Annotated in this window: 22 protein-coding genes; 8 read left to right on the top strand and 14 right to left on the bottom strand. The window is 69.1% G+C overall.

Annotated elements, in window-relative coordinates; all coding sequences use genetic code 11:
• Nucleotides 1-108: 108 nt before the first annotated feature.
• Nucleotides 109-1,302 (bottom strand): cell wall hydrolase, encoded by a 1,194-nt coding sequence (locus ACTIEW_RS00940; protein WP_439476028.1) that lies wholly within the window; start codon nucleotides 1,300-1,302, stop codon nucleotides 109-111.
• 260 nt (nucleotides 1,303-1,562) lie between these two features.
• Between ACTIEW_RS00940 and ACTIEW_RS00935 the strand changes: the two genes are divergently transcribed.
• Entirely contained in the window at nucleotides 1,563-5,210 is a 3,648-nt protein-coding gene (locus ACTIEW_RS00935; RefSeq protein ID WP_439476027.1) for a PAS domain S-box protein, read from the top strand.
• 39 nt (nucleotides 5,211-5,249) lie between these two features.
• On the opposite strand, the gene ACTIEW_RS00930 is transcribed toward ACTIEW_RS00935, so the two are convergent.
• Both ACTIEW_RS00930 and ACTIEW_RS00925 read right to left on the bottom strand, forming a co-directional pair.
• Nucleotides 5,250-5,612, bottom strand: a complete 363-nt coding sequence (locus ACTIEW_RS00930) for a DUF6481 family protein (RefSeq protein ID WP_439476026.1) — start codon at nucleotides 5,610-5,612, stop codon at nucleotides 5,250-5,252.
• A 159-nt stretch (nucleotides 5,613-5,771) separates the two neighbouring features.
• Nucleotides 5,772-5,957 (bottom strand): hypothetical protein, encoded by a 186-nt coding sequence (locus ACTIEW_RS00925; protein ID WP_439476025.1) that lies wholly within the window; start codon nucleotides 5,955-5,957, stop codon nucleotides 5,772-5,774.
• A gap of 559 nt (nucleotides 5,958-6,516) precedes the next feature.
• Between ACTIEW_RS00925 and ACTIEW_RS00920 the strand changes: the two genes are divergently transcribed.
• Nucleotides 6,517-7,512, top strand: a complete 996-nt coding sequence (locus ACTIEW_RS00920; RefSeq protein WP_439476024.1) for a cell wall hydrolase — start codon at nucleotides 6,517-6,519, stop codon at nucleotides 7,510-7,512.
• A gap of 30 nt (nucleotides 7,513-7,542) precedes the next feature.
• On the opposite strand, the gene ACTIEW_RS00915 is transcribed toward ACTIEW_RS00920, so the two are convergent.
• From ACTIEW_RS00915 to ACTIEW_RS00890, 6 genes are all read right to left on the bottom strand, one after another.
• A complete protein-coding gene (locus ACTIEW_RS00915) occupies nucleotides 7,543-7,758 on the bottom strand; it encodes a hypothetical protein (protein ID WP_439476023.1) in 216 nt (71 codons plus the stop codon).
• A 68-nt stretch (nucleotides 7,759-7,826) separates the two neighbouring features.
• Complete coding sequence (gene nadC / locus ACTIEW_RS00910) at nucleotides 7,827-8,678, bottom strand: carboxylating nicotinate-nucleotide diphosphorylase (protein ID WP_439476022.1); 852 nt, start codon at nucleotides 8,676-8,678, stop codon at nucleotides 7,827-7,829.
• 11 nt (nucleotides 8,679-8,689) lie between these two features.
• On the bottom strand, nucleotides 8,690-10,210 hold the full coding sequence (locus tag ACTIEW_RS00905; RefSeq protein ID WP_439476021.1) for an L-aspartate oxidase: 1,521 nt from the start codon (nucleotides 10,208-10,210) through the stop codon (nucleotides 8,690-8,692).
• Nucleotides 10,207-10,989 (bottom strand): metalloprotease, encoded by a 783-nt coding sequence (locus ACTIEW_RS00900; RefSeq protein WP_439476020.1) that lies wholly within the window; start codon nucleotides 10,987-10,989, stop codon nucleotides 10,207-10,209. The genes ACTIEW_RS00905 and ACTIEW_RS00900 overlap by 4 nt, the downstream gene beginning before the upstream one ends.
• A gap of 187 nt (nucleotides 10,990-11,176) precedes the next feature.
• The gene (gene nadA / locus ACTIEW_RS00895; RefSeq protein ID WP_439476019.1) at nucleotides 11,177-12,256 is read right to left on the bottom strand and encodes a quinolinate synthase NadA; all 1,080 of its coding nucleotides are present in this window, start codon (nucleotides 12,254-12,256) and stop codon (nucleotides 11,177-11,179) included.
• Between the two features lie 140 nt (nucleotides 12,257-12,396).
• A complete protein-coding gene (locus tag ACTIEW_RS00890; protein WP_439476018.1) occupies nucleotides 12,397-13,242 on the bottom strand; it encodes a hypothetical protein in 846 nt (281 codons plus the stop codon).
• 142 nt (nucleotides 13,243-13,384) lie between these two features.
• Between ACTIEW_RS00890 and ACTIEW_RS00885 the strand changes: the two genes are divergently transcribed.
• Nucleotides 13,385-14,053, top strand: coding sequence for a hypothetical protein (locus tag ACTIEW_RS00885; RefSeq protein WP_439476017.1), 669 nt, complete (start codon nucleotides 13,385-13,387; stop codon nucleotides 14,051-14,053).
• 4 nt (nucleotides 14,054-14,057) lie between these two features.
• Here ACTIEW_RS00885 and ACTIEW_RS00880 read toward each other — a convergent pair whose 3' ends face one another.
• The 4 genes from ACTIEW_RS00880 to ACTIEW_RS00865 form a co-directional block, all read right to left on the bottom strand.
• On the bottom strand, nucleotides 14,058-14,576 hold the full coding sequence (locus ACTIEW_RS00880) for a methylated-DNA--[protein]-cysteine S-methyltransferase (RefSeq protein WP_439476016.1): 519 nt from the start codon (nucleotides 14,574-14,576) through the stop codon (nucleotides 14,058-14,060).
• Nucleotides 14,557-15,660, bottom strand: coding sequence for a bifunctional transcriptional activator/DNA repair enzyme AdaA (locus tag ACTIEW_RS00875; RefSeq protein ID WP_439476015.1), 1,104 nt, complete (start codon nucleotides 15,658-15,660; stop codon nucleotides 14,557-14,559). The genes ACTIEW_RS00880 and ACTIEW_RS00875 overlap by 20 nt, the downstream gene beginning before the upstream one ends.
• A 78-nt stretch (nucleotides 15,661-15,738) precedes the next feature.
• Nucleotides 15,739-16,839 carry a hypothetical protein gene (locus tag ACTIEW_RS00870; protein ID WP_439476014.1) on the bottom strand — a complete coding sequence of 367 codons (1,101 nt, stop codon included), beginning with the start codon at nucleotides 16,837-16,839 and terminating at the stop codon, nucleotides 15,739-15,741.
• A 23-nt stretch (nucleotides 16,840-16,862) separates the two neighbouring features.
• On the bottom strand, nucleotides 16,863-17,192 hold the full coding sequence (locus tag ACTIEW_RS00865; protein ID WP_439476013.1) for a PadR family transcriptional regulator: 330 nt from the start codon (nucleotides 17,190-17,192) through the stop codon (nucleotides 16,863-16,865).
• 286 nt (nucleotides 17,193-17,478) lie between these two features.
• Between ACTIEW_RS00865 and ACTIEW_RS00860 the strand changes: the two genes are divergently transcribed.
• The 5 genes from ACTIEW_RS00860 (at nucleotide 17,479) to ACTIEW_RS00840 (ending at nucleotide 22,655) form a co-directional block, all read left to right on the top strand.
• Nucleotides 17,479-18,732, top strand: a complete 1,254-nt coding sequence (locus ACTIEW_RS00860) for a GTP cyclohydrolase II (RefSeq protein WP_439476012.1) — start codon at nucleotides 17,479-17,481, stop codon at nucleotides 18,730-18,732.
• Complete coding sequence (locus tag ACTIEW_RS00855; RefSeq protein WP_439476011.1) at nucleotides 18,719-19,960, top strand: URC4/urg3 family protein; 1,242 nt, start codon at nucleotides 18,719-18,721, stop codon at nucleotides 19,958-19,960. The genes ACTIEW_RS00860 and ACTIEW_RS00855 overlap by 14 nt, the downstream gene beginning before the upstream one ends.
• Nucleotides 19,961-19,980: 20 nt before the next feature.
• A complete protein-coding gene (upp, locus tag ACTIEW_RS00850; protein WP_439476301.1) occupies nucleotides 19,981-20,610 on the top strand; it encodes a uracil phosphoribosyltransferase in 630 nt (209 codons plus the stop codon).
• A 96-nt stretch (nucleotides 20,611-20,706) separates the two neighbouring features.
• The gene (locus ACTIEW_RS00845) at nucleotides 20,707-21,624 is read left to right on the top strand and encodes an ATP-grasp domain-containing protein (RefSeq protein ID WP_439476010.1); all 918 of its coding nucleotides are present in this window, start codon (nucleotides 20,707-20,709) and stop codon (nucleotides 21,622-21,624) included.
• Entirely contained in the window at nucleotides 21,621-22,655 is a 1,035-nt protein-coding gene (locus ACTIEW_RS00840; protein WP_439476009.1) for an LLM class flavin-dependent oxidoreductase, read from the top strand. The genes ACTIEW_RS00845 and ACTIEW_RS00840 overlap by 4 nt, the downstream gene beginning before the upstream one ends.
• On the opposite strand, the gene ACTIEW_RS00835 is transcribed toward ACTIEW_RS00840, so the two are convergent.
• On the bottom strand, nucleotides 22,642-23,133 hold the full coding sequence (locus ACTIEW_RS00835) for a hypothetical protein (RefSeq protein WP_439476008.1): 492 nt from the start codon (nucleotides 23,131-23,133) through the stop codon (nucleotides 22,642-22,644). The genes ACTIEW_RS00840 and ACTIEW_RS00835 overlap by 14 nt on opposite strands.
• Between the last annotated feature and the right edge of the window lie 86 nt (nucleotides 23,134-23,219).

Here is a 23,219-nt window from a genome sequence, read left to right as displayed (position 1 = left end):
CGGTCGAAACGGCCTGAAAGCCGGTCAATTGTCCGGATCGACGTCTGGATTGTTCCCCGCGCCGGGCCTGAATGCGCGAACCGGCATTCGGTTCCACCGGGTGCGAAATCAGGAAGCGGGGCGCCCCACTTCCTCGACATCCATGACCGTCACCCCCGGCGGAGCCCTGCGAATCGGCTCGTCCGGCGCGGGCGTGGACGGCGTTTCAAAGGCCGCCAGGCGCTGGTTGATGGCGGCGATCTCGGTGGCGGTGGCCTGACGCCGGCCGCCCAGGGAGACGACGCCGACGACGCGCGTCTGACCGTCAATCTCGACCGTTCGCATGAGGCTCTCGCCGTTGGCGGCGGCCTCGCCGAGGGCCAGTTCAGCCTCGGTCGCCGAAACGATCTGGATGCGGGGACGCGAGAAGCGCGCCTCGTCGATCAGGGGCTCGCGGCCCGCGTAGGTCTGGCGGAAGGCCGCCGGCTCTCCATAGACGCCTTTCCAGCGATAGAAGATGTGCGCGCCGATCTGGGTCAGCTTGTTCAGCGTCGGCGCCCACCACGGGTGAACATAGTCCGCGTGATAGTGGGTCGCAGTGCCGACGCGGGCCGAGACATGGCCGGCCAGCGCCCGCTCGGCCACCAGTTTGGCGCGGTTCCACGCCCAGGCGACCGGCGCCTGCGCCAGCGCGCCGTCGCAGGTGAAGCTGAATTGGCAGCCGGTGGTGCGCTCTGCCCCCTCGAACACCACGCCGCAGACGCTGTTGGCGTAGTTGGGGTCGCGGACGCGATTCAGGATGACCTGGGCCACGGCTTCCTGGCCCTCGGTGGGTTCGAGGGCGGCCTCGTAATAGACGCCCTGGGTCAGGCAGCGCAGGGCCCGGCGGCGATCCTCGGCGGTGGCGGGCTTGAAGACGAAGGGCGCGGCGACGCGCAGATATTGCGAAGCGTTCGGAGTCGCGGCGTTCAGCTTCATCGCGTCCAGACCCGTGGCGCCGAAGTCCAGCGTCGGCCGGCCTGCGAGCGTCAGGCTCTCCCAGCCTGGCGTCAGGCCATACAGGGCCGCGCGGTGTTCATTGGGATCATGGCGCAGGGCGATCGCCAGCTGCGACGGGTCCATCCGGCCAGTGATGGCGGCGAACCCGCGGGCGCTGAGGTCGCCACCGGTCAGGGTACGGACGGACTCGGCGCGACGGTCGATCTCGGGACGCGGCGTCGAGCTGGCGGCCATGGCCACGCCGAAGGCGGCCAGAACCACGGGCGCGGCGGCCAGTAGCCGGCGCATCCTCTTCAGCTTCGCGGTCCAGTCGATCCTGGCCAAATAGTCAGCTCCCAAGCCGGGACATTGCCCGCCGATCGTGCAGATTGCGCGCCAACGGGGCGCTTTTCAGGCGGAAAAGCCCGGGTCGGTCAAGTCTCAACGCTTTCCCGGTGTGAAAGACCCTGTCCTTTTGCCACTTTCAAACGCTGCAGCCGAATCTGTCCCGAGGCCTGGCTGCAATCGCTACGCTTGTCGGAACTCAAGCCGATCCAATACGTTCGCTGTTTTCGCGTGCGCGCGAGTGGGGGTCTATGAGCGCGTTGAGGCAGTTCGTTCGGATGTTCACCATTGGCGGCGCCGTGACCCGGCTGGCGCGAGTGAAGTCTCGGCCTTGGTGGGTGTCGATTCTGGTCGGGATGGGCGCCGCGGCCATCATGTTGGCCATTCGCGCCAACCTCGGTTTCTTCTACGGCAATGTGACCGGCTTCATGATCCTGCTGCCCGCAGTGATCGTCGCCGCCCTGGCCGCGGGCCGACTGGCGGGATTGACGGCGACCGGCGTCTGCCTGTTCGGTGGCTGGGTGGTCGTGGGCTTCGACGCCGCCGGCGCCGGAATGGTCGATCGGCTTGGGATCGTGGCCACCGTCAATTTCGTCATCGTCGGCCTTTTCGTCACCGCCGTCGCCTCGGCGCTCCGCGACATGGTCGGTGCGCTCGACGCCTCGCTCGACGCCCTGCACCGCTCCAATGCCCGCATCGATGATCGCGAACACCAGCTGCGCCTCATCAGCGAACGCGCCCCGGTCATGCTGTGGATGAGCGACGAGGCCGGACGCTGCGTCCACCTCAATGCGGCCCAGCGCGCCTTCTGGGACGCGCCGGAGTCGCTGGATGGCTTCGATTTCAGCACCCTGATCCATCCTGACGATGTTGAGCAGGTCATGGCCGCAACGGCGGACGCGGCGGCTTGCCACGCCGCCTTCGCGACCGAAGCCCGCTTCCGGCGTCATGATGGAGAGTGGCGCGTCCTGCACACCGACGCCCAGCCGCGCATCGAGCCCGACGGCCGCTATGGCGGGCTGATCGGCGTCAATACCGACGTAACCGAGGCCCGCGCGGCCGAGGCGGCCCTGCGTGAAAGCGAGACCCGGTTCCGCCTGATGGCCGACACGGCGCCCTCGCCCGTCTGGATGACCAACGCCGAGGCCAGGGTCGAGTTCGTCAACGCGGCCCTTGTCGAGTTCTACGGCCAGCCCGCCGAACACATCCTCGGCGACGTCTGGAAGGCGGCCATCCACCCTGACGACCAGGCGGGCGTCGACGCCGCCATGGCTGCCGCCCGCCCTGACCGTCGGCCCTACGGGTTCGAGGCGCGGTTCCAGCGCGCCGACGGCGCCTGGCGCTGGATGCGGATATCGGTCAAGCCGCGCTTCGCCGGAGACGGCGTCTTCCTTGGCTATGTCGGCATGTCGTTCGACACTACCGAGACCCGGGAAGCTCTCGACGCCCTCGAACGTCAGGAGCGGCGGCAGTCCTTCCTGCTGGCCCTGACGGATCGCCTGCGAGACCTGACGTCGTCCGAGGATGTCATCCTCGAAGTGGAGCGGGCCCTTGGCGTCGAGCTCGGCGCGGACCGCGTCGGCTATGGCGAGGTCGATCAGGAACGCGGCCTGGTCTCCATGACCCGCGACTGGACGGCCGGCGTGGTCAGCGCCCAGGGAGAATTCAGTCTCGAGGATCTCGGCGCCGACCTGATCGCCGACCTCGCGGAGGGTCGGATGATCCACATCCCCGACGTCCAGCAGGACCCGCGCACCCGCGGCGCGCTGGATGTCTTCAAACGCCTGGAAACACGGGCCCTGATGCGCGCGCCGGTGATCCGGAGCGGCGGCCTGCGGGCCTTCCTCTACGCCCACCACTCGACAGTCCGCGAATGGACCGAGGCGGAGACCGCCCTGCTGCAGGACGTGGCCCTGCGCGCCTGGACCGAGATCGAACGCACCCGCGCCGAGGCCGAGGTTCGCGAGAGCGAGGAACGGTTCCGCGCCATCGCCGACACCGCCCCGGTGCTGATCTGGGTGACCCAGCAGGACCGCACCCGCGCTTTCGTCAACCAGGCCTATGTCGCCTACAACGGCGGAACCTACGAAGAGGCGCGGCTGGCCGACTGGCGCGCCGTAATACATCCGGACGACCATGAGCGGGTCATTCAGGAGTCGCTGGCGGGCGAGGCCTCGGGTCAGCCCTTCTCGATGGAAGCCCGATACCTCAGGCACGACGGCGAATACCGCTGGCTCAAATCCTTCTCCCGTCCCCGCCTGGGCGGCGACAACGAGGTGATCGGCTTCGTCGGCGTGGCTTTCGACGTGACCGACATCCGCGAGGCTCAATCCCGGCTAATGGAATCCGAGACCCGGTTCCGCACCGTGGCGGACAGCGCGCCTGCCCTGATCTGGATGCTGGACGCCGAAAGTCGGCCCAGTTTCGCCAATCGCCGCTATCGCACCTTCTTCGGCATCGAGTCCGAGGACCAGATCGCCGACCGCTGGCGACGGATGATCCATCCGGACGACGCTACGGCGTTCACCGCCGCCTTCAACACCGCCTTCGAGCGCCGCGACCGGTTCGAAAGCCTGGTCCGCATCCTTCATCCCGTCCTGGGCGAGCGCTGGCTGCGCTGCGAAGGCCTGGCCCGGTTTGACGGCTCGGGCGCCTTCCAGGGCTATGTCGGCGCCAATATCGACGTCACCGAGGCCAAGCGCGCCGAAGAGGACCTGAAGCGGATCAATGAACTGCTCGAGGAGCGGGTGGGCGAGGCGCTGGCGGAAAAGGCCAAGGCCGAGGCCGATCTGATGCACGCGCAGCGGATGGAGGCCGTGGGCCGACTGACCGGGGGCGTGGCGCACGACTTCAACAATCTGCTGACCGTTGTGATCGGCGCGCTGGACATCATGCTGCGCTCCCCCAACGACGCCGCCAAACGTCAGAAGCTGGGCGAGGCGGCGCTGGCGGCGGCGCGGCGCGGCGAGGGCCTGACTCACCAGTTGCTGGCCTTCTCGCGGCGACAGGCCCTGCGCCCCGAAGCCGTCGATCTCAACGTCCAGATCCGCGAGAGCGAGCCCTTGCTTCGCCGCGCCGTCGGCGAGGCCGTGGAGTTCAAACTGAAGCTCCGGCGCGGCGGAGCCCACGTCAGCGTCGATCCTTCCCAGTTCGAGGCCGCCTTGCTGAACCTGGTCGTCAACGCCCGTGACGCCGTGGGCGACAACGGTCGGATCACGGTCCAGACCCTGTCATGCACCGTCGAGCCGGGCGAGGTCGCTGACCTCGCGGCCGGCGACTATGTCTGCGTCACCGTCGCCGACAACGGCGTGGGCATGCCGCCTGAAGTGATCGCCCGGGTGTTCGAGCCCTTCTTCACCACCAAGGCCGTGGGCAAGGGGACAGGGTTGGGCCTGAGCCAGGTCTATGGCTTCGCCCGGCAGAGCGGCGGGGCCGCCCAGATCTCATCCAGGGTTGGTCGCGGAACGGAGATCAAACTGTTTCTGCCGCCACAGGACGAGGCCGCCGGTATCGCCGCCGACGCCGGACCGGAAGCGGCCCGGCCGATGGCCGCCGGTCGCCGCCTGCTGCTTGTCGAGGACGACGTCAGCGTCGCCGTCGTGGCGCTGGAGCTGCTGGAAAGCCTGGGGCTGGAAGTGCGCGCGGTCGAGACCGCGCCGCAGGCGCTGGACCTGCTGAAACGCGAAAAGTTCGACATGATGCTGAGTGACGTGGTGATGCCCGGCGGCATGACCGGCATCGAACTGGCGCGGTCATGCGGACGCGACTACCCCGACATGCGGGTGGTCCTGACCTCGGGCTATGCCGGCGAGGATGTGGATGCGGCCCTGGCCGACGCGCCCTGGCCGTTCCTGCGCAAGCCGTACTCCGGCGAGCAGCTGGCCCGTATCCTGGGCGAACTCACCTGAAACGAGGCCGGGCGGCCTTTCGGCCGACCGGAATGGGGATCAGCGCGTGCGCGCCTTGCGGGCGGCGTAGCGGGCGTCGCGCGCCACCTTCTGCTCGGCCTTGGTCAGGGCCTTGCGTTCCTTGCGAGCCCCGCGGCGTTCGGCTTCCGACTCTTCCTCGGCCGCCCGGGTGGCTTCGGCGCGTATGGCTTCCTGCGCCGCCTTCTGACGGCGCAATTCGGCCTTGGCCAGTTCGTGCTGCTGGCGCAGCGCCTCCTTCTCGGCGGCGCGTTTGGCGGCCAGCTTGTCGAATTCGGGATCGGGGGCGGCGGTCTTGGGCTTGAACCGGGCGAGCAGGGCCTTCTTGGCCTCCTGCTGGGTCGAAAGTCGGTCCGTGAAGCCGGTCTGTTTCAGATCTCTCATGCGGAGGGCGTCGATGTCCTTGATCGTTTATGGAAGCGCTGGAACGCGGCCGGGTGATTTGCTGCGCAGCCCGGCGCGTCGCTAACCCTATATGGGTGCGAAAATCAAGATCGCGAGGCGTTGATGACCGCCGCCCCGCTCACTCGAAAGCCGACTGTGTCAGTTGGGCTTCTCGGCCTGGCCGACCGCCGCGCCCGCCGCGCCACCCACTGCGGCGCCGATCGGCCCCGCGACGACAGCCCCGGCGATCGCCCCCGTCGCGGCCCGTTGCTCAATGGTCTGACCACAGGCGGCGGCTGCGAGGGCGGCAGTCGCGACGACAAGGGTGATGATGGTGCGCTTCATGTCGAAAATCCCTTCCAATAGCGGAGCTTCAACGCCGTCAGCCTCCGCCGGTTCCGGTTCACCCATCGCAAGTCAATCGCGTCTTTCGGACGATGCTGTAGACAACAGTCGAGGCCGCTATCAATCCGGCGGACCGCTCGTGACACTGGTTTCATGTTGTCCTTGTGATGGACACTACAGAAACACCTTCTTTCACTGGGCGTGACTATAAAGCGCCCGCAGGCGCTGACCTTCCGGATACCGCCCGGACGCTCTGCGATGTTGCGACGCACAACAATCTTGCGAATCAACCACATTGGCGCCACAAACGGCTGGCTTAAGGCGCGTCCTCGATATTCAGCCCGTTCGCTGACCGTCGATTTACCGCAAGCGGATCGCGACGCCGATCTCCAGGGATTGGAGAGGGTCGCCCGGTTGCGAGACTACCCGGGGGCGGCATTGCGCCCTGTCGTACAGGACTGAGCCCTTGCCGAAAGCCCCGCACACGCGTGTGAACCCTCCTGTTGATCGTGCGGCCCGGATTCGGCCCGGATCAGCAGCGGCGGCGTTCGGCGCATTGGTGGGGCTGGCGATCGGCTGCGCCTATCTGGGCGGCACGGCGGCCAAGGCCACGACCGTGCGGGCCCAGGCTGAACGCATCGAGGGCGCGACCGCGGCGGGTTTCACTGAGGAAGCGCTTGCGGCGGCCGCCGGCGGCCTCGACGAAAGCGCACTGACCATCGCGCGCCGGCATGATCCCTATACCGTCGCCGGCGGCGCCCAGCGCGACCGTCAGGCCGAGCTCTTGACCGCCCGTCTGGAACAGCTGCGCGGCCAACCCACGGACGCCAGCCTGCGCCGGGTCAATCTGACGGGCCCCGTTGCGGCCCTGCCCTTCCGTCTCGGCAGCACGCTCGACGCCTCGCGCGATCTCGATTGCCTGACCAAGGCCGCCTATTACGAAGCCCGCGGCGAGGGCCGCGACGGCATGCGCGCCGTGACCCAGGTCGTGCTGAACCGCGTGCGCCATTCCGCCTTCCCCAACAGTGTTTGCGGTGTGGTCTTCCAGGGCGCTGGTCGCCGTACGGGGTGCCAGTTCAGCTTCACCTGCGACGGTTCGATGCGCGGGCGGGTCAATCAAGCGGCCTGGAACCGGGCGCGCGAAGTGGCTTCCGCCGCCCTGTCCGGGGCCGTGTACGCCAACGTCGGCAACGCCACCCATTTCCACACCACCGGCGTCTCGCCGGGCTGGCGCCATTCACTGGTGCGCATCGGCCAGGTTGGCGACCACCTGTTCTATCGCTTCGGCGGCCGCTCCGGTTCGCGCGAGGCCTTCTCCTACGCCGCCCGTCCGTCGAGCGAGATGGACGGTCCGCGCCTGATCCAGGCCAGTCTGGACCCCACGGGTCCGGTGCGCGAAGCCGGCGCTGTCGCCTACAATATGCTGGTCGCCCAGGAACGTGGTCCTGACGCCGACGCTCCGGCCCCGGCAACCGCGACACCCGCTCCGGCGGCCGTGACGACCACGCCGGTCTCGACGGCCGACGCGCCTGTCCAGACCGCTCCTACGGCCTGATTCACTCCGGCGCGGCCGTCCCTGTCCGGATCACCGGTCCCGAACCTTCCACTGGTTCATCAGATTCTGCTTCAGATTGCCGAACCGGCCCTGGGTGTCGAGGTTGACGTCGGAGTCGCCGGGCTGGCCGGTCTGGATTTCGGTCTCGAGGTCGCGCCGGTCGCTGTCCGTGACGTCCTCGACCGCCTGCCCGCCCTTGTCGGCGTAGCTGCGCTGTTCCTTGGGTATGCGGGGAGCATGGGTCATCGAAGTCTCCTTCTGTGACTCCCTGAACCCGCCGGATCGCCGCCCTGTTCCGGAACGGCGTTCGCCATTCAGGCGGGCGAGACGTCCAGACCGACATCCAGCGCCGGCGCCGAATGGGTCAGGGCGCCGACCGAGATCACGTCCACGCCCGTCTCCGCTATGCCGCGCACCGTCGCCAGATTGACCCCGCCCGACGCCTCCAGCGAGATCCGCCCGGCCGTGCGGGCCACGGCCTCGCGCAGCATCGGCACGGTGAAATTGTCCAGCATGATCACGTCGGGCCCGGCGGCCAACGCCTCGTCCAGCTGATCCAGCCCGTCGACCTCGACCTCGACCTTCATCAGATGACCGACGGCGGCGCGCGCCCGGTGGACGGCCTCGCCCACCCCGCCGCAGACGGCGACATGGTTGTCCTTGATCAGAATGGCGTCATCCAGCCCGAACCGGTGATTGACCCCGCCGCCGCAGAGCACCGCGTGCTTCTCCAGCGCGCGCAGGCCGGGGGTCGTCTTGCGCGTATCGGCGATCCGCGCCTTGGCGCCGGCGACGGCCTCGACATAGGCGCGCGTCAGGGTGGCGATCCCGCACAGCCGCCCCAGCAGGTTCAGCGCCGTCCGCTCGGCGGCGAGGAAGGCGCGTGCGTCAGCCTCGACCTCGGCCAGCACCGCGCCAGCCGCGAAGGCGTCGCCGTCGCGCAGCTTCAGCTGGATCGACGCCTCGGGGTCCATCGCCAGCACGGCCAGGCGTAAGCAGTCGATGCCCGCCAGCACCCCCGCCTTGCGCGCGGCGAACACGGCCCGCATCCGCGCGCCTTCGGGGATACAGGCTTGCGCCGTCACATCACCCCGCCGGCCGAGGTCCTCGGCCAGCGCCATGCGCACAATGGGTTCGATCAGGATGTCAGGGAGGGATCGGATCATCGAGCGCTCGTTCAGGCCGCGGCGACCAGGGCGGGGTCGGCGTGGACGTGGGTATGGCCGGCGAGGGCCGCTGTCTCAGGATAGTCCGAGCGGAAGTGTCCGCCCCGGCTCTCACGCCGCGCCAGCGCCGCCTCGCCGATCAGCCGGGCGGCGATCAACGGCAGGGCGCCGGGCGTCCGGGTCTCCAGCCGGGCGATAACGGCCAGCGTTGCGGTCAGGCCCGACCCGTTCCGCACCACGCCCGCGCCCGCGCTCATCGCCTCGCGCAGTGTCTGCAGCGCGTCCGGCGACAGATCCGGCGCGACAGGCGACGGCAGGGTCGCGCCTGTGCCCCGGGTCTCCAGCGCCGCCGCCCGGCCCGTGCGCCGTCCGAAGGCCGCGGCCTCCAGCAGGGAGTTGGAGGCCAGCCGGTTGGCGCCGTGCACGCCTGTCGCGGCGCATTCGCCGACCGCGAACAGGCCCGGCAAGCTGGTCCGGCCGTCCGGTCCGGCGGCGATCCCGCCCATGTGATAGTGGGCCGCAGCAGCGACGGGGATCGGCGTCTCACGCGGGTCCAGCCCGGCCCGCATACAGGTGGCGAAGACTGCCGGGAATTCCCCGGCGAAGGCCGCGCCGATGGCGCCGCGACAATCCAGAAAAGCGCCGCGTCCCTCGGCCCGCGCCGCATGCACCGCCCGCGCCACCACATCGCGCGGCTGCAGGTCGGCGTCCGCCGCCTCGCCCAGCAGGAACCGACCGTCCCGGTCGATCAGCCGCGCGCCCTCGCCCCGCAAGGCCTCGGTGGCCAGCGGCATGGGGTCCAGACCGACGTCGATGGCGGTCGGATGGAACTGCACGAACTCCGGGTCGAGAATTTCAGCGCCCGCGCGATAGGCCGCCGCCAGGCCTTCGCCCAGCAGGGCGGCCGGCGTGGTGGTCTGGGCGAACAGGCCGCCGGCGCCGCCCGTGGCCAGCACCACCGCAGGAGCCAGCACCTCGATCATCCGCCCCGAACCGGCGCCCCCGCGCTCGATCAGGGCGCCGCGAACCCGACCGCTCGCATCCTGGACCAGACCGCGCAGCCGCCCATCTTCCCAGACCTCGATATGCGGCGCGGCGCGCACCGCCGCGATCAGGGCCGACAGGATCGCCCGCCCGGCCCCGTCGCCGCCGACCCGCGCCACCCGGGCATGGGAATGGGCGGCTTCGAGGCTGAGGGCGAAATTGCCCGCGGCGTCGCGGTCGAACGGCGCGCCCAGCGATGCGAGCCATTCGACGGTGGCGGGCCCGTCTCCGGTCAGGATCTCCGCCGCCCCAGGCTCGACCAGACCAGCCCCGGCCGCCGCGGTATCCGCTGCGTGCAGCGCCGGCGCGTCATCCGCTGACAGGGCCGCCGCCACCCCGCCCTGGGCCCAGGCCGAGGAACAGGCCTCGAGCAGGGGCGCGGGCGTCACCACCAGCACCTTGCGCGGCGCGGCCTCCAGCGCGGCCGACAGCCCCGCCAGTCCGCCGCCGATGATCAGCGGCCCGTCATTATGGACGATACGGCTCAACCGCCGAACCCAAGAAAGCCGCCGGCCATGGTCAGGGCGCCAGGCAGCGAGCCGCCGGCCAGCGGCATCAGCGCCGCCACGCCCACGCCGACACAGGCAACCGTCGCGGCGAGGAACAGGCCGACACTCTGCCCCGCCTCGCGGCCGGTTAGGGGCCGCCCTTCAGGCCGCCACATGCCACGACGCAGGTGACCTATCAGGGCGATGGCGAGAAAGGCGGCCAGAATGAACCGGCCCGTGGTCAGGCCCCAGAACACCACCAACGCGCCGATCAGCACCATGGCCCCGCGTTCGACGTTCGGGTGGATGCGCGCCAGCACGGGTCCGAGGGCCTTGGAGCCGTCCAGCGGCGGCGCCGGGGCCAGATTGACCAGATTGATCAGGGCGATCACCGCCGCGCCCAGCAGCCATTCCCCCCGATCCGTGGCGATGAAACCCGCAAAGAAAGGGATGGCGGCCAGCAGGCCGAAACCCGGCCCGGCCAGCGAAACCAGCACCCCGTCCCACTCGCTCTTCGGCAGGCGCTGGCTCTTCGCCACCCCGCCGAGGAAGGGGATGATGTAGATTTTCGCCGGCCCCATGCCGAGCCGGTTCATCGCCAGCACATGACCATACTCATGGACGAACAGCCCCCAGATGGCGGCCACCGCGATCACCCAGCTCTGGCTGATCCACCAGATGAAGCCGCCCAGCAGCAGGGTCGAGACCACCGCCCAGACCGGATGTTGGCCCTTGTCCAGCGGCGGCTCCGCAGCGCGGGGCGGACCCCGGCCAGCCACAGCCGCGTCCCGTGCGGGGGCGGCCGGTTCAGGCTTTTGATCCCAGGGACCGGGGCGAGGCGTATGGCTGTCTGTCATCCCGACGACGTGGCCTTTTCCGAACGCCGCCACAAGGCCAGCAGGGCGAGAAGCCGCAGGCTGCGTGTGTCGATCGTCGCTACCGCACGGACAGGAGGCAGGTAGTGCATCAGATCAGCTCCACCGCCACATGGTGTCGCGCCTTGATCATGTCGTAGCGCGCCGGGACCGTCGGCGGCGGCAGGTCGACCATCCGCTGCACGGCCAGCCTCGCGCGTTCGGCGATGTCCTCGGGCACCGTCACCTCGAACTGCATGTTCAACAGGCAGTCGCGGATGTTCTCCAGCGTGATCCGCTTCATGTAGGGGCACAGGTTGCAGGGCCCGATGAACTGGACCTCCGGCAGGTCGCCGGCGACGTTCGAGGCCATCGAGCATTCGGTGATCATCACCACCTGCTTCGGTTTGCGCGCCGTCACATGGTCGATCATGGCCGCGGTCGAGCCGGCGAAATCCGAGGCCGCCAGCACATCCTCGGGGCATTCCGGGTGGGCGAGGATTTCCGCCCCGGGATACGCCAGACGCATCTCGGCGATGTCGGCGGCGGTGAATCGCTCATGCACCTCGCAGCGGCCCTTCCAGGCGATGATGCCGACCGTCGTCTGGGCCGCGACGTTCCGGGCCAGAAACTCGTCGGGGATCAGGATGACGCGGTCGACGCCCCATTCCTTCGCCGCCCATTCCACCACCTGCACGGCGTTGGCGCTGGTGCAGCAGATGTCGGTCTCGGCCTTCACGTCTGCGGTCGTGTTGACATAGGTGACCACCGGAAGGCCCGGATAGCGCTGCTTGATCAGCCGCACGTCGGCGCCCGTGATCGAGGCCGCCAACGAGCATCCGGCGCGCAGGTCGGGGATCAGCACCGTCTTGTCGGGGCTCAGGATTTTCGAGGTCTCGGCCATGAAATGCACGCCCGCCTGGACGATCACCTTCGCCTTCGACCGGGCGGCCTCCTTCGCCAGACCAAGGCTGTCGCCGACATAGTCGCCGACCCCGTGGAATATCTCGGGCGTCATATAGTTGTGGGCCAGGATGACGGCGTCGCGGGTCTTCTTCAGCGCATTGATCTCGCTGATCAGCGCGGCTTGCGCCGGCCACTCCATGGGCGTGACATGGTCCTTGACCTTGGCCCAGACCGGGGCGGTCTCCTGCGCCAGTTCCCTGGACAATCCGAACGCGCCGTCAGCCATTCCGCATCCCTTTTGCTCTATCTGAGCAAATCAGAAGCCTGAAGAACGGCGACTGATCGAGTGACCGCCGCCGACTTATGCTCACTTTCAGCATAAGCAGGTGCAATCTAGGCGGATGGCGGCGAATTGCAAGCCCCCGGCTAACGGCCGATGGCGATGTAGTCGATCACGGTCACGGTGCGGGGACCGGCCGTGTAGACGACCTTGCCTTCCGCCGCGGCGGCATCCGCAGCGTACATCTGGACGCCCTCCAGCCTGCGCAGCGACCGCGCGGCCTCGTTCCCCGCTGCGGTCGGCGGATGGTCGAGCCGGCAGACCGTCAACCGCATAGCGCGCAGGACGCAGCTGATCTGGCTTTCCGCCGGTTCAAGCACGGGCACGCTGGGCGCAGGCGCCTCCGGCGCGTCGGGCATCCCCGGCCGGGCTCCGCGTCCACGCCGGGGTTGCGGCAGGCGCACCGGCGGCGCATCGGGATCCCGGAAGCTGACCTCGCTGCCGGCCCTGATCAGTTGGTCACGATCATCCGTCAGGCCCCAGCCGCAGGCGGCCAGAACCCGGTCCAGATTGGCGGATTGCGTCGGCAGGTCGAAATTGGTGCGCAGGGCCCGCGGCGCCCCTTCCACCGTGCGGACCGAATACAGGCCGCCGCCGCGCATGAAGCGGATATCCCGCGCGGGCACGGTGCTGAGCAGGATGCCCGGCGCCGGACCGGGCGCCCAGGTCTGGACGTCGGTGCGGCCGTCCGCGCGCCTCGCCTGCACCTCGAGACCGCCGACGCCGGCGGGCATGCCGATCAGGGCGGCCGAAAGCGCGTTGTCCCGGCACTGAACGACGATGGCCACGCCCGCGTCATAGCGGACCGCGGCGACCATCTGGTTCAGGCTGGCCTCGTGCTGGAACTCCCAGTCGTCCTCGTCCTGGGCCAGTGCGACGGTCGGCCCCGCGCAGAGAATGGCGCACAGCGCCGCAAGCAGCGTCGGTCTCATGGTCTTGCTCCCCAGCATCCCGACGCCAGATGACGCCCGGACACCGGTTCCGGTCAAGACCTCACGCGACGGCCGTCCCGAACATGAGAAACACGATCTTAACCGGAACAGGTTGCAAGGGGCCGTGTCCTTGGAGAGTCCCATGCGTTTGATCCCTGTGCTGGCCGCCGCCCTGCTTCTGTCCGCCGGATCGGCGATGGCGCAATCGTCGGAACCCGGCGTCGCCGTCGGCGCCACAGCGGGCACGTCCGGGGTCGGCCTGGATGTACAGGTCAAGCTGGGCCCGATCTTCACCCTCCGGGGATCGCTGGACCGCCTGACCTGGGACGCCGACGAAAGCTATGACGGCATCGACTACAACGGCGACCTCACCTTCGACACGGTCGGCGGCTTCATCGACATGCATCCCTTGGCCAACGGCTTTCTGATCTCGGGCGGAGCCTATGTCGGCGACCGTGACATCGCCCTGGCCGCCACGCCGACAGGACCGGTGGAGATCGGCGGCCAGAGCTATACACCCGGCCAGGTCGGCACGCTGAACGGCGCCATCAAGCTCAGCGGCGTCGCGCCCTTCGTCGGCCTCGGCTGGGACGACACCTTCTACCGCAGCGGCCGCTGGGGGTTTCGCGCCGTCGCCGGCGTGGCCTGGAGCGACGCGCCCGAGGTCGCACTGACCTCGACCGGCGGCACCCTGTCCAACGACCCGACCTTCCAGGCCCGGCTGCGGGACGAGAGCCAGGACATCACCGACGAGGCCGAGGGCTACGGCCTGTTCCCGATCATCCAGGTGGGTCTCAACTACAAATTCTGACCCCTCAGGCGCGGCGCTCGTGGTCGAGCAGCCAGCGCTTGCGCTCAAGCCCGCCCGCATAGCCGGTCAGCGTCCCGTTCGCGCCGATCACCCGGTGGCAGGGCACGATGACGGCGATCGGGTTCTGACCATTGGCAAGGCCCGCGGCGCGCACGGCCTTCGGCGAGCCGATCGCCACAGCCAACTGGCCATAGGTCCGCGTCTCGCCGGCTGGAATGGCCCGCAGCGCCTTCCACACCGTTCGCTGGAAATCCGTTCCGCCGGTCCTGACCGCGACCCCGTCGAGGGCCTGCACATCACCGCCGAAATAGCCCTCGACCGCGCGCCGCACCGTCTCCGGCGCCCGCCCTTCGACCAACACCGCGCCGGGCGCATGGCGAGCCAGCAGCCGCGTCATCCGCGCCTCATAGTCGGCGAAGTCCAGCGCCCGCACGGCGCTCGCCGCGTCGGTGACCAGCAGCACCTCGCCCACCGGCGTGGCGATCCTGTCGAGGGTCAGGGTCTCAGGCTGCGCGTTTCGCATCGTCGCTCTCCATCAAGTCGGCGCCGTTGATCCCCGCACACGCGAGATGCAGCGCCCCATAGGCCCGCCAAGGGCGCCAGGTTTCGGCGCGGGTGGCGAGGGTTTCATCATCAAGCCGGTCATTCGGCGCCTCGGCTCCGTCGTCGATCCAGTCGCCGGGGAGCCGCAGGCCGGGCCGCGCCGCGACCAGCGGCTTCAGCACCGGATCGGCCGACAGGTCGCGCCCTATGGCTTCGGGGTCCGCCGACAGGTCGAACACCCGCCGCACCCGCGCGAGAACACCCGGCAGGGCCTTGAGGTCGTCCGCCTCGACGCAGACCGAGACGCGTCCCGCCTCCGCCGGCTCGACCGTGACCGAGCCCTCGGCGCCGTCCACGTCCCGGGTCAGAAGCCGCGACCAGCGCCGCCCCTCAACCGCGTCGCCCCGCGCCGTCAAGGCCGCGAACATGGCGTCCCAGTTATAGGGTGGGCGGTAGGGCAGGCTCAGCCGCACTCCGCCCTCGTGCACCCTCTCGCCGCGCCGCCGCAGCGCCGAGGGCGGACGGCCGTACAGGGCCTGAAAGGTCTCGTTGAAGCGGCGCACGCTGCCGAAGCCGGAGGCCAGCGCCACCTGCGCCATCGACAGGTCGGTCTGGTGGATCAGCGCCTTGGCCAGCAGCACCCGGCGCGTCTGGGCCACGCTGACCGGCGCGGCGCCCAGATGCTGTCGGAACAGCCGCCGCAGATGCCGCTCGCCGACGCCCAGCCGCCCGGCCAGTCCGTCGACGTCGCCCTCATCCAGCGCCCCCGCCTCGATCAGGGCCAAGGCCCGGCTGACCGTATTCGACGTGCCGCGCCAGGCGCCCATGTCGGGCGCCGTCTCGGGCCGGCAGCGCAGACAGGCGCGGAACCCTGCTTCCTCGGCCGCCGCCGCCGAGACGACGAAGAACATATTTTCCCGCTTGGGGGTCCGCGCCGGACAGACCGGCCGGCAGTAGATGCCCGTGGTCTTCACACAGCCGAAGAACCGCCCGTCGAACCGCGCATCCCGCGTCAGCACGGCGCGGTAGCAGGCCTCCTGATCGAGTTCGCCGACGTTTTCCATGGCCGCAGAATGATCGCTGCGGTCCTGGAAGTCTCGCGGTTTTCGGACATGGGCATCCTCCCCATCGGGGGAGGATTGCTACCCCCGCGCCAGCCGCCACAGGTTCAGGAAGATGCTGCAGATCAGGCTGAGCGCCGAAATGGCCAGCGCCCACACCATCACCACCGACAGGGTCGAGGCCACGCCTGCCAGATCCCGGCCGCCGTCGCCCAGCGCCTGGAGGAGGTTGAGGTCCAGCAGGGACCAGTCGCCCGCAATGCGCGCCGTCTCCTCGCCCCGCGTCAGGGTGAACCAGTGGCCGGCTTCGCTGATCCTCCACGTCAGCCACAGGCCGGCGAAGGCGACCGGTATCCGGGCCAGGGCGCGCAGCCGGACCGCATGGGGCCGGAACACGCTGTTCAGATCGACCGACATCTGGATCAGGGCATAGACGAGGATCGGCGCGAACAGGGTCGACCAGACCGGCGCCGCGCTCACCACCGCATCCTGACCGCGCAGTTCGATCGAGCTGAACGGCGGGAAGTGCAGCACGCCGACCCACCACAGCACGAACATGCCCGCCGCGAGGAACGAGAACAGATATTCGCCGCCGGGCCAGGCCTTCGCCCGCCCTTTCGGCATCCATGTGGCCTTCGCCGCCTCCGTCCCGCCCATCGAGGCGCGCCAGGCCGCCGGGTCGGACAGGCCGAAGGCGCCGAGGTCTTTCACGCGCCAACTCCTCAGGAACGACGGCCGGATGCCCTGATGCTCGAAGATCGCCGCCGCCAGGGTCGCTGCGCCGATCAGCATCAGTCCGGCGCCGAAGAAGCTGTGGAACGCCTGGGCGATGGCCTGACCGGCGTCGGCGGGTCCGCCCAGCAGCCGGAGCAGCAGCAGGATGGCGTGGATTGCGCCGAGCACCATCAGCCCGGCCTTCACCCCGAACAGCCAGTAGGGAAACAGCTCCGGCCCAACCAGCGAGTCCGGCCCCTTGCGATACCGCGCCGCCACGACCAGCGGATGGCCGATCTCGCGCAGGATGGCCTCCTGCTCGTCCTCGGTCAGGGCGCGCCCCAGCTCTTCTTCCTTCGCCTCGAACCGGCTCAGGATCAGGTCACGCAGCTCGGCGGTGATGTCAGCCCGTTCGTCCTGCGGCAGTTGCGCGGCGACGGCGTTCAGATAGCGGTCGATCATGTCCATGGCTTTTCCCCTTCAGCCCAATCTCAAAGAATCTTGTCGAGCGAGGCGTTGATGCCCCGCCATTCGTCGGTCAGGGCGGCCAGCATGGCCGTGCCCATGGGCGACAGGACGTAGAAGCGCTTCTTCCGCTTCTCCTCCTCGCGCCATTCGCTGTTCAGCAGACTCTGGCTCTCCAGCCGGCGCAGCAGCGGATAGAGGGTCGATTCCTCCATCTCGAGCCCGTCGGCGGCCAGGGCCTGGCGCAGGGTGTAGCCATACCGCTCGGTCCTGAGGCAGGCGAGCACCGCCAGCACCAGCGACCCGCGCCGCAGCTCCAGCCGCATGCCTTCGTAAAGTTCCGGATCGACGCTCATGCCGCTCCCCTGCCAAATACCACCATGTCACATAGTGTGTGACACACAGTGTATGCGACATACTGTGTGAGGGAGTCAAGCGCTCCTCTGCTATCGTCATTCCGGGCGGAGCCTCGCTTGCGAGGCGCAGACCCGGAATGACGATAGCAGTTGGGATCGTTGTGCCGTTTGGGCCCCATCGGCGATGACACATCCAAGTGCGTCAGGGCTGGACAGCGAGTCACAACCGGTGTGTCCTGATGAGTCCGGCGCAAGAAAAACAACAAGCCGGATCGAGTGAGGAACCATGTCCAACCGACCGAGCCACATCCGGCTCAACTCCCACCCCGGCGCGGGGACCGTCAGCCGCTTTCCGATCGAATGGGGTGCGGCAACCGCGAAGGCACGCGGGCCCGTCATCGGCACCGTCAACTCGGGCAGCGACCGCAACGCCATCGGCGCCCACGGCGGGGCCTATTCGGTCTATCGGGCGCTGGCGGTGTCCTCGGGCGCCATGGCCGCCAACAACCGGCCCGACCTGACCAACACCGCCCCGACCACGCCGATGGGGCCGTTTCCGCAGTGGAGCGACCCGGGCAAGATCGTCTCTCTCGACCCCTGGGGCGCCCGCGTCGCCGAGGACTTTGCCGGTGAGCTGGCCGACGGCGTCGACATCCGCCCGACCATCGCCGTCACCCGCGCCCGGCTGCAACTGGGCGAGATCGGCGAGGCTATCGTCGCGGGCCGGCTCAAGGCCGACGGCCAGATCGTGCATGAGAGCGGCGACGTCGCCGTGACCAAGGCCGCCATCGATCCGGTCTGGTATCTGCCCGGCATCGCCGAACGCTTCGGCGTCACCGAGACCGCCCTGCGCCGCACCCTGTTCGAACAGACCGGCGGCATGTACGCCGACCTCGTCACCCGGCCCGACATCAAGGTCTTCCTGCCGCCGATCGGGGGCATCACCCTCTACATCTTCGGCGACCCGGCCGCGATCGCCGACCCCGACCGCCGCCTGACCTGCCGCGTCCATGACGAGTGCAACGGTTCGGACGTCTTCGGCTCGGACATCTGCACCTGCCGCCCCTATCTGACCCACGGCATCGAGGAGTGCATCCGCGAGGCCCAGGCCGGCGGCGCCGGCCTGATCGCCTATAACCGCAAGGAGGGCCGGGCCCTCGGCGAGGTCACGAAATTCCTCGTCTACAACGCCCGCAAGCGCCAGCCGGGCGGCGACCAGGCAGCCACCTATTTCGAGCGCACCGAATGCGTCGCCGGGGTCCAGGACGCCCGCTTCCAGCAACTCATGCCGGACATCCTGCACTGGCTGGGCATAACGAAGATCGACCGCTTCGTTTCGATGTCCAACATGAAGCACGACGCCCTGACCGCCTCGGGCATCGAGATCGGCGAGCGTGTGCCGATCCCGGATTACCTCGTTCCCCCCGACGCCTCGGTGGAGATGGAGGCCAAGAAGGCCGCCGGCTATTTCACCCCCGACGCGCCGCCGTCGGCCGAGGACCTGACCCGTGTGGTGGGCCGCGACCTTGAGCAGTTCTGACACCCAGCAGGCCCATGGCCTGCTCAACGCCGCCGCCGTCCGCGAACGGGCCCATGAGATGCTGGAGATCGGCGTTGCCGGCGGCCTTGAGCATTGGCGCGTCGACCTCGACCGCCTGCCGGAGACCGCGGCCTATGTCGCCGCCGTCATCCGCGACCAGTATCCGACCCTGGCCGTGCCCTTCCACGCGCGCTGGCGGCATTTCGCCATCGACGGCGTCGATCTGTGGGGTCCGGTCGCCGACGCCCGCGACTGGCTTGACCCAGCCTCGCGGGCGCGGACGGAGTTCGACCTCGCCATCGTCTCCGTCCTGCTCGACGCGGGTTCCGGCCCCGGCTGGTCGTACACGGACGCCCGCACCGGCCGTACCCTGACCCGGTCCGAAGGGCTGGCCATCGCCTCGCTGCGGATGTTCGAGGCCGGGGCCTTCTCCATTACCGAGGACGATCCGTGGCGCGTCGACGCCGTGGCCCTGACCTTCCTCACCGCCGCCGATCTGGCCCGCGGCTTCCAGGTCACGCCCAAGAACCCGCTGGTCGGGCTCGAGGGCCGCGCCGCCCTGCTGCGCCGTCTGGGTCAGGCCTGTCTCGCCCAGCCCGACCTGTTCGCGCTGGAAGACGAGCCCCGACCCGGCGGCCTGTTCGACGCCATGGTCGACCGCGCCGACGATCAGGACCGCCTGCCCGCCCCCGTCATCCTCGAAGTCCTGCTGGAGGCGCTCGGCCCCGTCTGGCGCGACCGGCTGACACTTGGAGGCGTCGATCTCGGCGACTGCTGGACGCACCCGGCGATCAAGCGCGCCGACGCCACCGACGGCCTCGTGCCGATCCACAAACTGTCCCAGTGGCTCAGCTATTCACTGGTCGAGCCGCTGCAGACCGCGGGCGTCGAGGTGACCGATCTCGACGGCCTGACCGGGCTGGCCGAATACCGCAACGGCGGCCTGTTCATGGACCTGGGCGTGCTGACGCTGAAGGACCCGGCCGACGCCGCCAAACCGTGGCCGGTGTCCGATCCGCTGGTCGTCGGCTGGCGCGCCATGACCGTGGCGTTGCTGGACAGGATCGCGCCGCTGGTCCGTGCCGAACTCGGCGTCACCGCCGATGCCATGCCGCTGGCCAGCGTGCTGGAGGGCGGAACATGGGCCGCCGGTCGCCGCGCCGCCGCCGAACGTCGTCCGGGCGGCGGACCACCCCTGACCATCCTCTCCGACGGGACCGTATTCTGATGCCGACCAAGCCCTTCAAGATGGACGGCGTCACCGTCGTCGCCCACCCGCTGGTCGCCCACAAGCTCAGCATCATGCGGTCGAAAGACACCTCGACCGCCCGCTTCCGCCAGCTGCTGCGCGAGATATCGACCCTGCTCTGCTACGAGGTCACCCGCGACCTGCCGCTGGAAGATTACCCCGTCGAGACCCCCGTCGGCCCCACCACCGGCCAGCGCATCGCCGGCAAGAAGATGGTCTTCGTCCCCATCCTCCGCGCCGGCCTCGGTCTGGTGGACGGGATGCTGGAACTGGTCCCCTCGGCCCGCGTCGGCCACATCGGCCTGTACCGCGAACCGGTGACGCTCGACGCCGTCGAATACTATTTCCGCGCGCCCGACGACGTGGCCGAGCGCCTGTGCGTTGTCATCGACCCCATGCTGGCCACCGGCAACACCGCCGTCGCTGCCCTCGAACGGCTGAAGGAGCGCGGCGTGACCAACCTCCGCTTCGTCTGTCTCGTCGCCTCTCCCGAAGGGCTGGAGCGCCTGCGCGGCTGGCACCCCGATGTGCCGATCTGGACCGCCGCCGTCGACGACCGCCTCAACGACCACGGCTACATCGTCCCGGGCCTCGGCGATGCGGGAGACCGGCTGTTCGGGACGCGATAGCCCGATCTCCGCCTTGACGGATCGGGGCGGCGGCACCAGATCGGACCCCACGTCGAGATCGCCCTTCGGAGCCTCGGTGGCAGGAGTGAAGCGCGCATGACGGACCTGGCGATCTTCTATGAGCACCCCGCATGGTTCGAGCCGCTGTTCGCCGCGCTCGACCGCCGGGGTATCGACTGGAGCCGCATCCACGCCGGCGACCATGTGTTCGACGCCGGGCCCGGCGCCCCGCCCGCGCCGATGATCTTCAACCGCATCGGCATGTCCGCCTTCCTGCGGGAGACCGAGCACCCGATCTTCTACGCCCGCACCCTGTTCGACCACTGGGAGGGTCAGGGCGCCCGCGTGATCAACGGCCCGGCGCTGGAGGTCGATACCTCCAAGGGCCGGCAGATTTCCCTGATCCGCCGCCTCGGCTACGGCGCCCCGGAGACCCGCATGGTTCATCGCGCCGCCGACCTGCCGAAGGCCGCCGCCGGCCTGCGCTTCCCCGTCCTCGTCAAGCCGGACATCGGCGGGTCCGGCGCCGGCATCCAACGCTTCGACACGCCCGAGGAACTGGCCGAGGCCGTCGCCGCCGGTTCCGTGTCGATGGGGATCAACAGCTGCGCCCTCGTGCAGGAGCACGCGCCGCCCCGGGGCGACCGGATCGTTCGGGTGGAGACGCTGAACGGCCGCTTCCTCTACGCCTGCAGCGTGGAGACCGGCGGCTTCGACCTCTGTCTCGCGGACGTCTGCATGATCGCGCCGGGCAAGGCCTCCATCCAGATCGAGGCCGTGACCCCGCCGCCCGAAATCATCGCCGCGGCCGAACATATCGCCCAGGCGTCGCGGATCGACGTGGGCGGCGTCGAATACCTGGTCGACGATCGGGACGGCTCGGTGAAATTTTACGACATCAACGCCCTGTCGAATTTCGTCGCCGACCCGGTGAAGGTGATCGGTTTCGACCCCCACGATAACCTCATCGACTATCTGGTTGATCAGATCGTCCTCGGAAAGGCCGCCGCATGAGATATGGATACTGGGCGCCCGTCTTTGGCGGCTGGTTGCGCAACCACCCCGGTGAGGACGGCGCGGCCTCGTGGGAGTCGATGTCGCGGCTGGTCCGGCGCTCGGAAGAGATCGGCTACGATCTCACCCTGATCGCCGAACTGAACCTGAACGACATCAAGGGCGTGCAGGCCCCGGCGCTGGACGCCTGGTCGACGGCGGCGGCGCTGGCGGCGGTCACGAACTCGATCGAGCTGATGGTCGCGGTACGTCCGAATTTCCATCAACCGGCCCTGTTCGCCAAGGCGGCGGCCAATATCGACAACATCGCCGGCGGACGGCTGGCCCTGAATGTCGTGTCGTCCTGGTGGGCGAAGGAGGCGACCAGCTACGGCCTCCAGTTCGACGAGCACGATGACCGCTACGCCCGGACCTCGGAATGGCTCCAGGTCGTCGACGGCCTGTGGCGCGAGCCGCAGTTCAGCTTCTCCGGCCGCTACTACACGCTCGACCAGGCCATCGTGGAGCCCAAGCCGGTCAAACGGCCCCGGCCCGTGATTTACGCCGGCGGGGAGAGCGACGCCGCCAAGACCATGATCGCGCGCCAGTGCGACGCCTATGTCATGCACGGCGACACGCCCGAGCACATCAAGCTCAAGATCGCCGACATGCGCGAGCGCCGCGAACGCGAGGGGCTGCCGCCGATGCATTACGGCATGGCCGCCTACGCCATCGTGCGCGACAGCGAGGCCGAGGCGCTCGCCGAACAGGCGCGGATCACCACCATCCCCGGCCTCGACGCCGGCTCGCCCCCGCCCGGCTTCGCCAATTTCGATCAGTGGCTGTCCGGCACCCAGCTCGAGCGGGAGCTGAAGATCCAGGAATATTCGGTCTCCAACCGCGGACTCCGCCCGCAGCTGGTCGGCACGCCCGAACAGATCGCCGCCCGGGTCGAGGCCTATGAGGATGCCGGCCTCGACCTCCTCCTGCTGCAGATGAGCCCGCAGGAGGAGGAAATGGAGCGGTTCTCGGCCCAGATCATCCGGCGCTGACCGCCTGCACATTGTCGTTCGAGTCGCGGTCGATCCATTTGTTGAACGGATCGACCCCCGCGAACCTTCGCTCCCGCGTGGTGATGAAGCGCAGGGTCTGCACCCCCGACCGGATCGGACGGCGCTCCAGCAGGACCACGTCGTCCTCGTTGAAGGCGCCCTTGCCCGGCTCGGCGGTGAAGAGGCCCACGTCGAACACCTCGTTCAGCGGCGACGCCGTCTCGACCCCCTCGCCGTCCGCATAGAGTTTGCGGGCATCGACGGTGACCGTCACGTCCCAGCGGCCATCGATCCGGCGGGTAGAGGTCACCCCGGTCGTCTTGACGTCGTACAGGGTGATTTTCTCGAACAGGTCGGTGATCAGGGCCTGTTTGTCGGCCGGAGCCTCGGCCCGGAGCCCTCCGTGAAGTAAAGGAACCTTGTCATCCTGCGAGCCGGCTCGCAAGTTACGGTTCTGACAGGTTCCGCGTCGGGGCATCGCGCGGTTCCCGTCTGAGACGATGACGCTTCGCTCGCACCCGAATTCTGGTATTTGCCGTGGCGACCGAGCCGCCTATCTGTAAC

The sequence above is a fragment of the Brevundimonas sp. genome, assembly GCF_051860745.1.
In the GTDB taxonomy this organism is placed as follows: domain Bacteria; phylum Pseudomonadota; class Alphaproteobacteria; order Caulobacterales; family Caulobacteraceae; genus Brevundimonas.
Note: the sequence above shows the minus strand (reverse complement) of the source record. Positions and strands in the feature narration are given on the sequence as shown.

Bases quoted from the DNA above. Each gene is read 5' to 3' on its own strand.
- ACTIEW_RS00835 (WP_439476008.1), bottom strand. From the start codon at position 23,133: ATGCCCCGACGCGGAACCTGTCAGAACCGTAACTTGCGAGCCGGCTCG.
- ACTIEW_RS00840 (WP_439476009.1), top strand. From the start codon at position 21,621: ATGAGATATGGATACTGGGCGCCCGTCTTTGGCGGCTGGTTGCGCAAC.
- ACTIEW_RS00870 (WP_439476014.1), bottom strand. From the start codon at position 16,839: ATGGACATGATCGACCGCTATCTGAACGCCGTCGCCGCGCAACTGCCG.
- nadA (WP_439476019.1), bottom strand. From the start codon at position 12,256: ATGGCTGACGGCGCGTTCGGATTGTCCAGGGAACTGGCGCAGGAGACC.
- ACTIEW_RS00915 (WP_439476023.1), bottom strand. From the start codon at position 7,758: ATGACCCATGCTCCCCGCATACCCAAGGAACAGCGCAGCTACGCCGAC.
- ACTIEW_RS00880 (WP_439476016.1), bottom strand. From the start codon at position 14,576: ATGCGAAACGCGCAGCCTGAGACCCTGACCCTCGACAGGATCGCCACG.
- ACTIEW_RS00875 (WP_439476015.1), bottom strand. From the start codon at position 15,660: ATGGAAAACGTCGGCGAACTCGATCAGGAGGCCTGCTACCGCGCCGTG.
- ACTIEW_RS00885 (WP_439476017.1), top strand. From the start codon at position 13,385: ATGCGTTTGATCCCTGTGCTGGCCGCCGCCCTGCTTCTGTCCGCCGGA.
- ACTIEW_RS00860 (WP_439476012.1), top strand. From the start codon at position 17,479: ATGTCCAACCGACCGAGCCACATCCGGCTCAACTCCCACCCCGGCGCG.
- ACTIEW_RS00925 (WP_439476025.1), bottom strand. From the start codon at position 5,957: ATGAAGCGCACCATCATCACCCTTGTCGTCGCGACTGCCGCCCTCGCA.
- ACTIEW_RS00890 (WP_439476018.1), bottom strand. From the start codon at position 13,242: ATGAGACCGACGCTGCTTGCGGCGCTGTGCGCCATTCTCTGCGCGGGG.
- ACTIEW_RS00845 (WP_439476010.1), top strand. From the start codon at position 20,707: ATGACGGACCTGGCGATCTTCTATGAGCACCCCGCATGGTTCGAGCCG.
- upp (WP_439476301.1), top strand. From the start codon at position 19,981: ATGGACGGCGTCACCGTCGTCGCCCACCCGCTGGTCGCCCACAAGCTC.
- ACTIEW_RS00930 (WP_439476026.1), bottom strand. From the start codon at position 5,612: ATGAGAGATCTGAAACAGACCGGCTTCACGGACCGACTTTCGACCCAG.
- nadC (WP_439476022.1), bottom strand. From the start codon at position 8,678: ATGATCCGATCCCTCCCTGACATCCTGATCGAACCCATTGTGCGCATG.
- ACTIEW_RS00865 (WP_439476013.1), bottom strand. From the start codon at position 17,192: ATGAGCGTCGATCCGGAACTTTACGAAGGCATGCGGCTGGAGCTGCGG.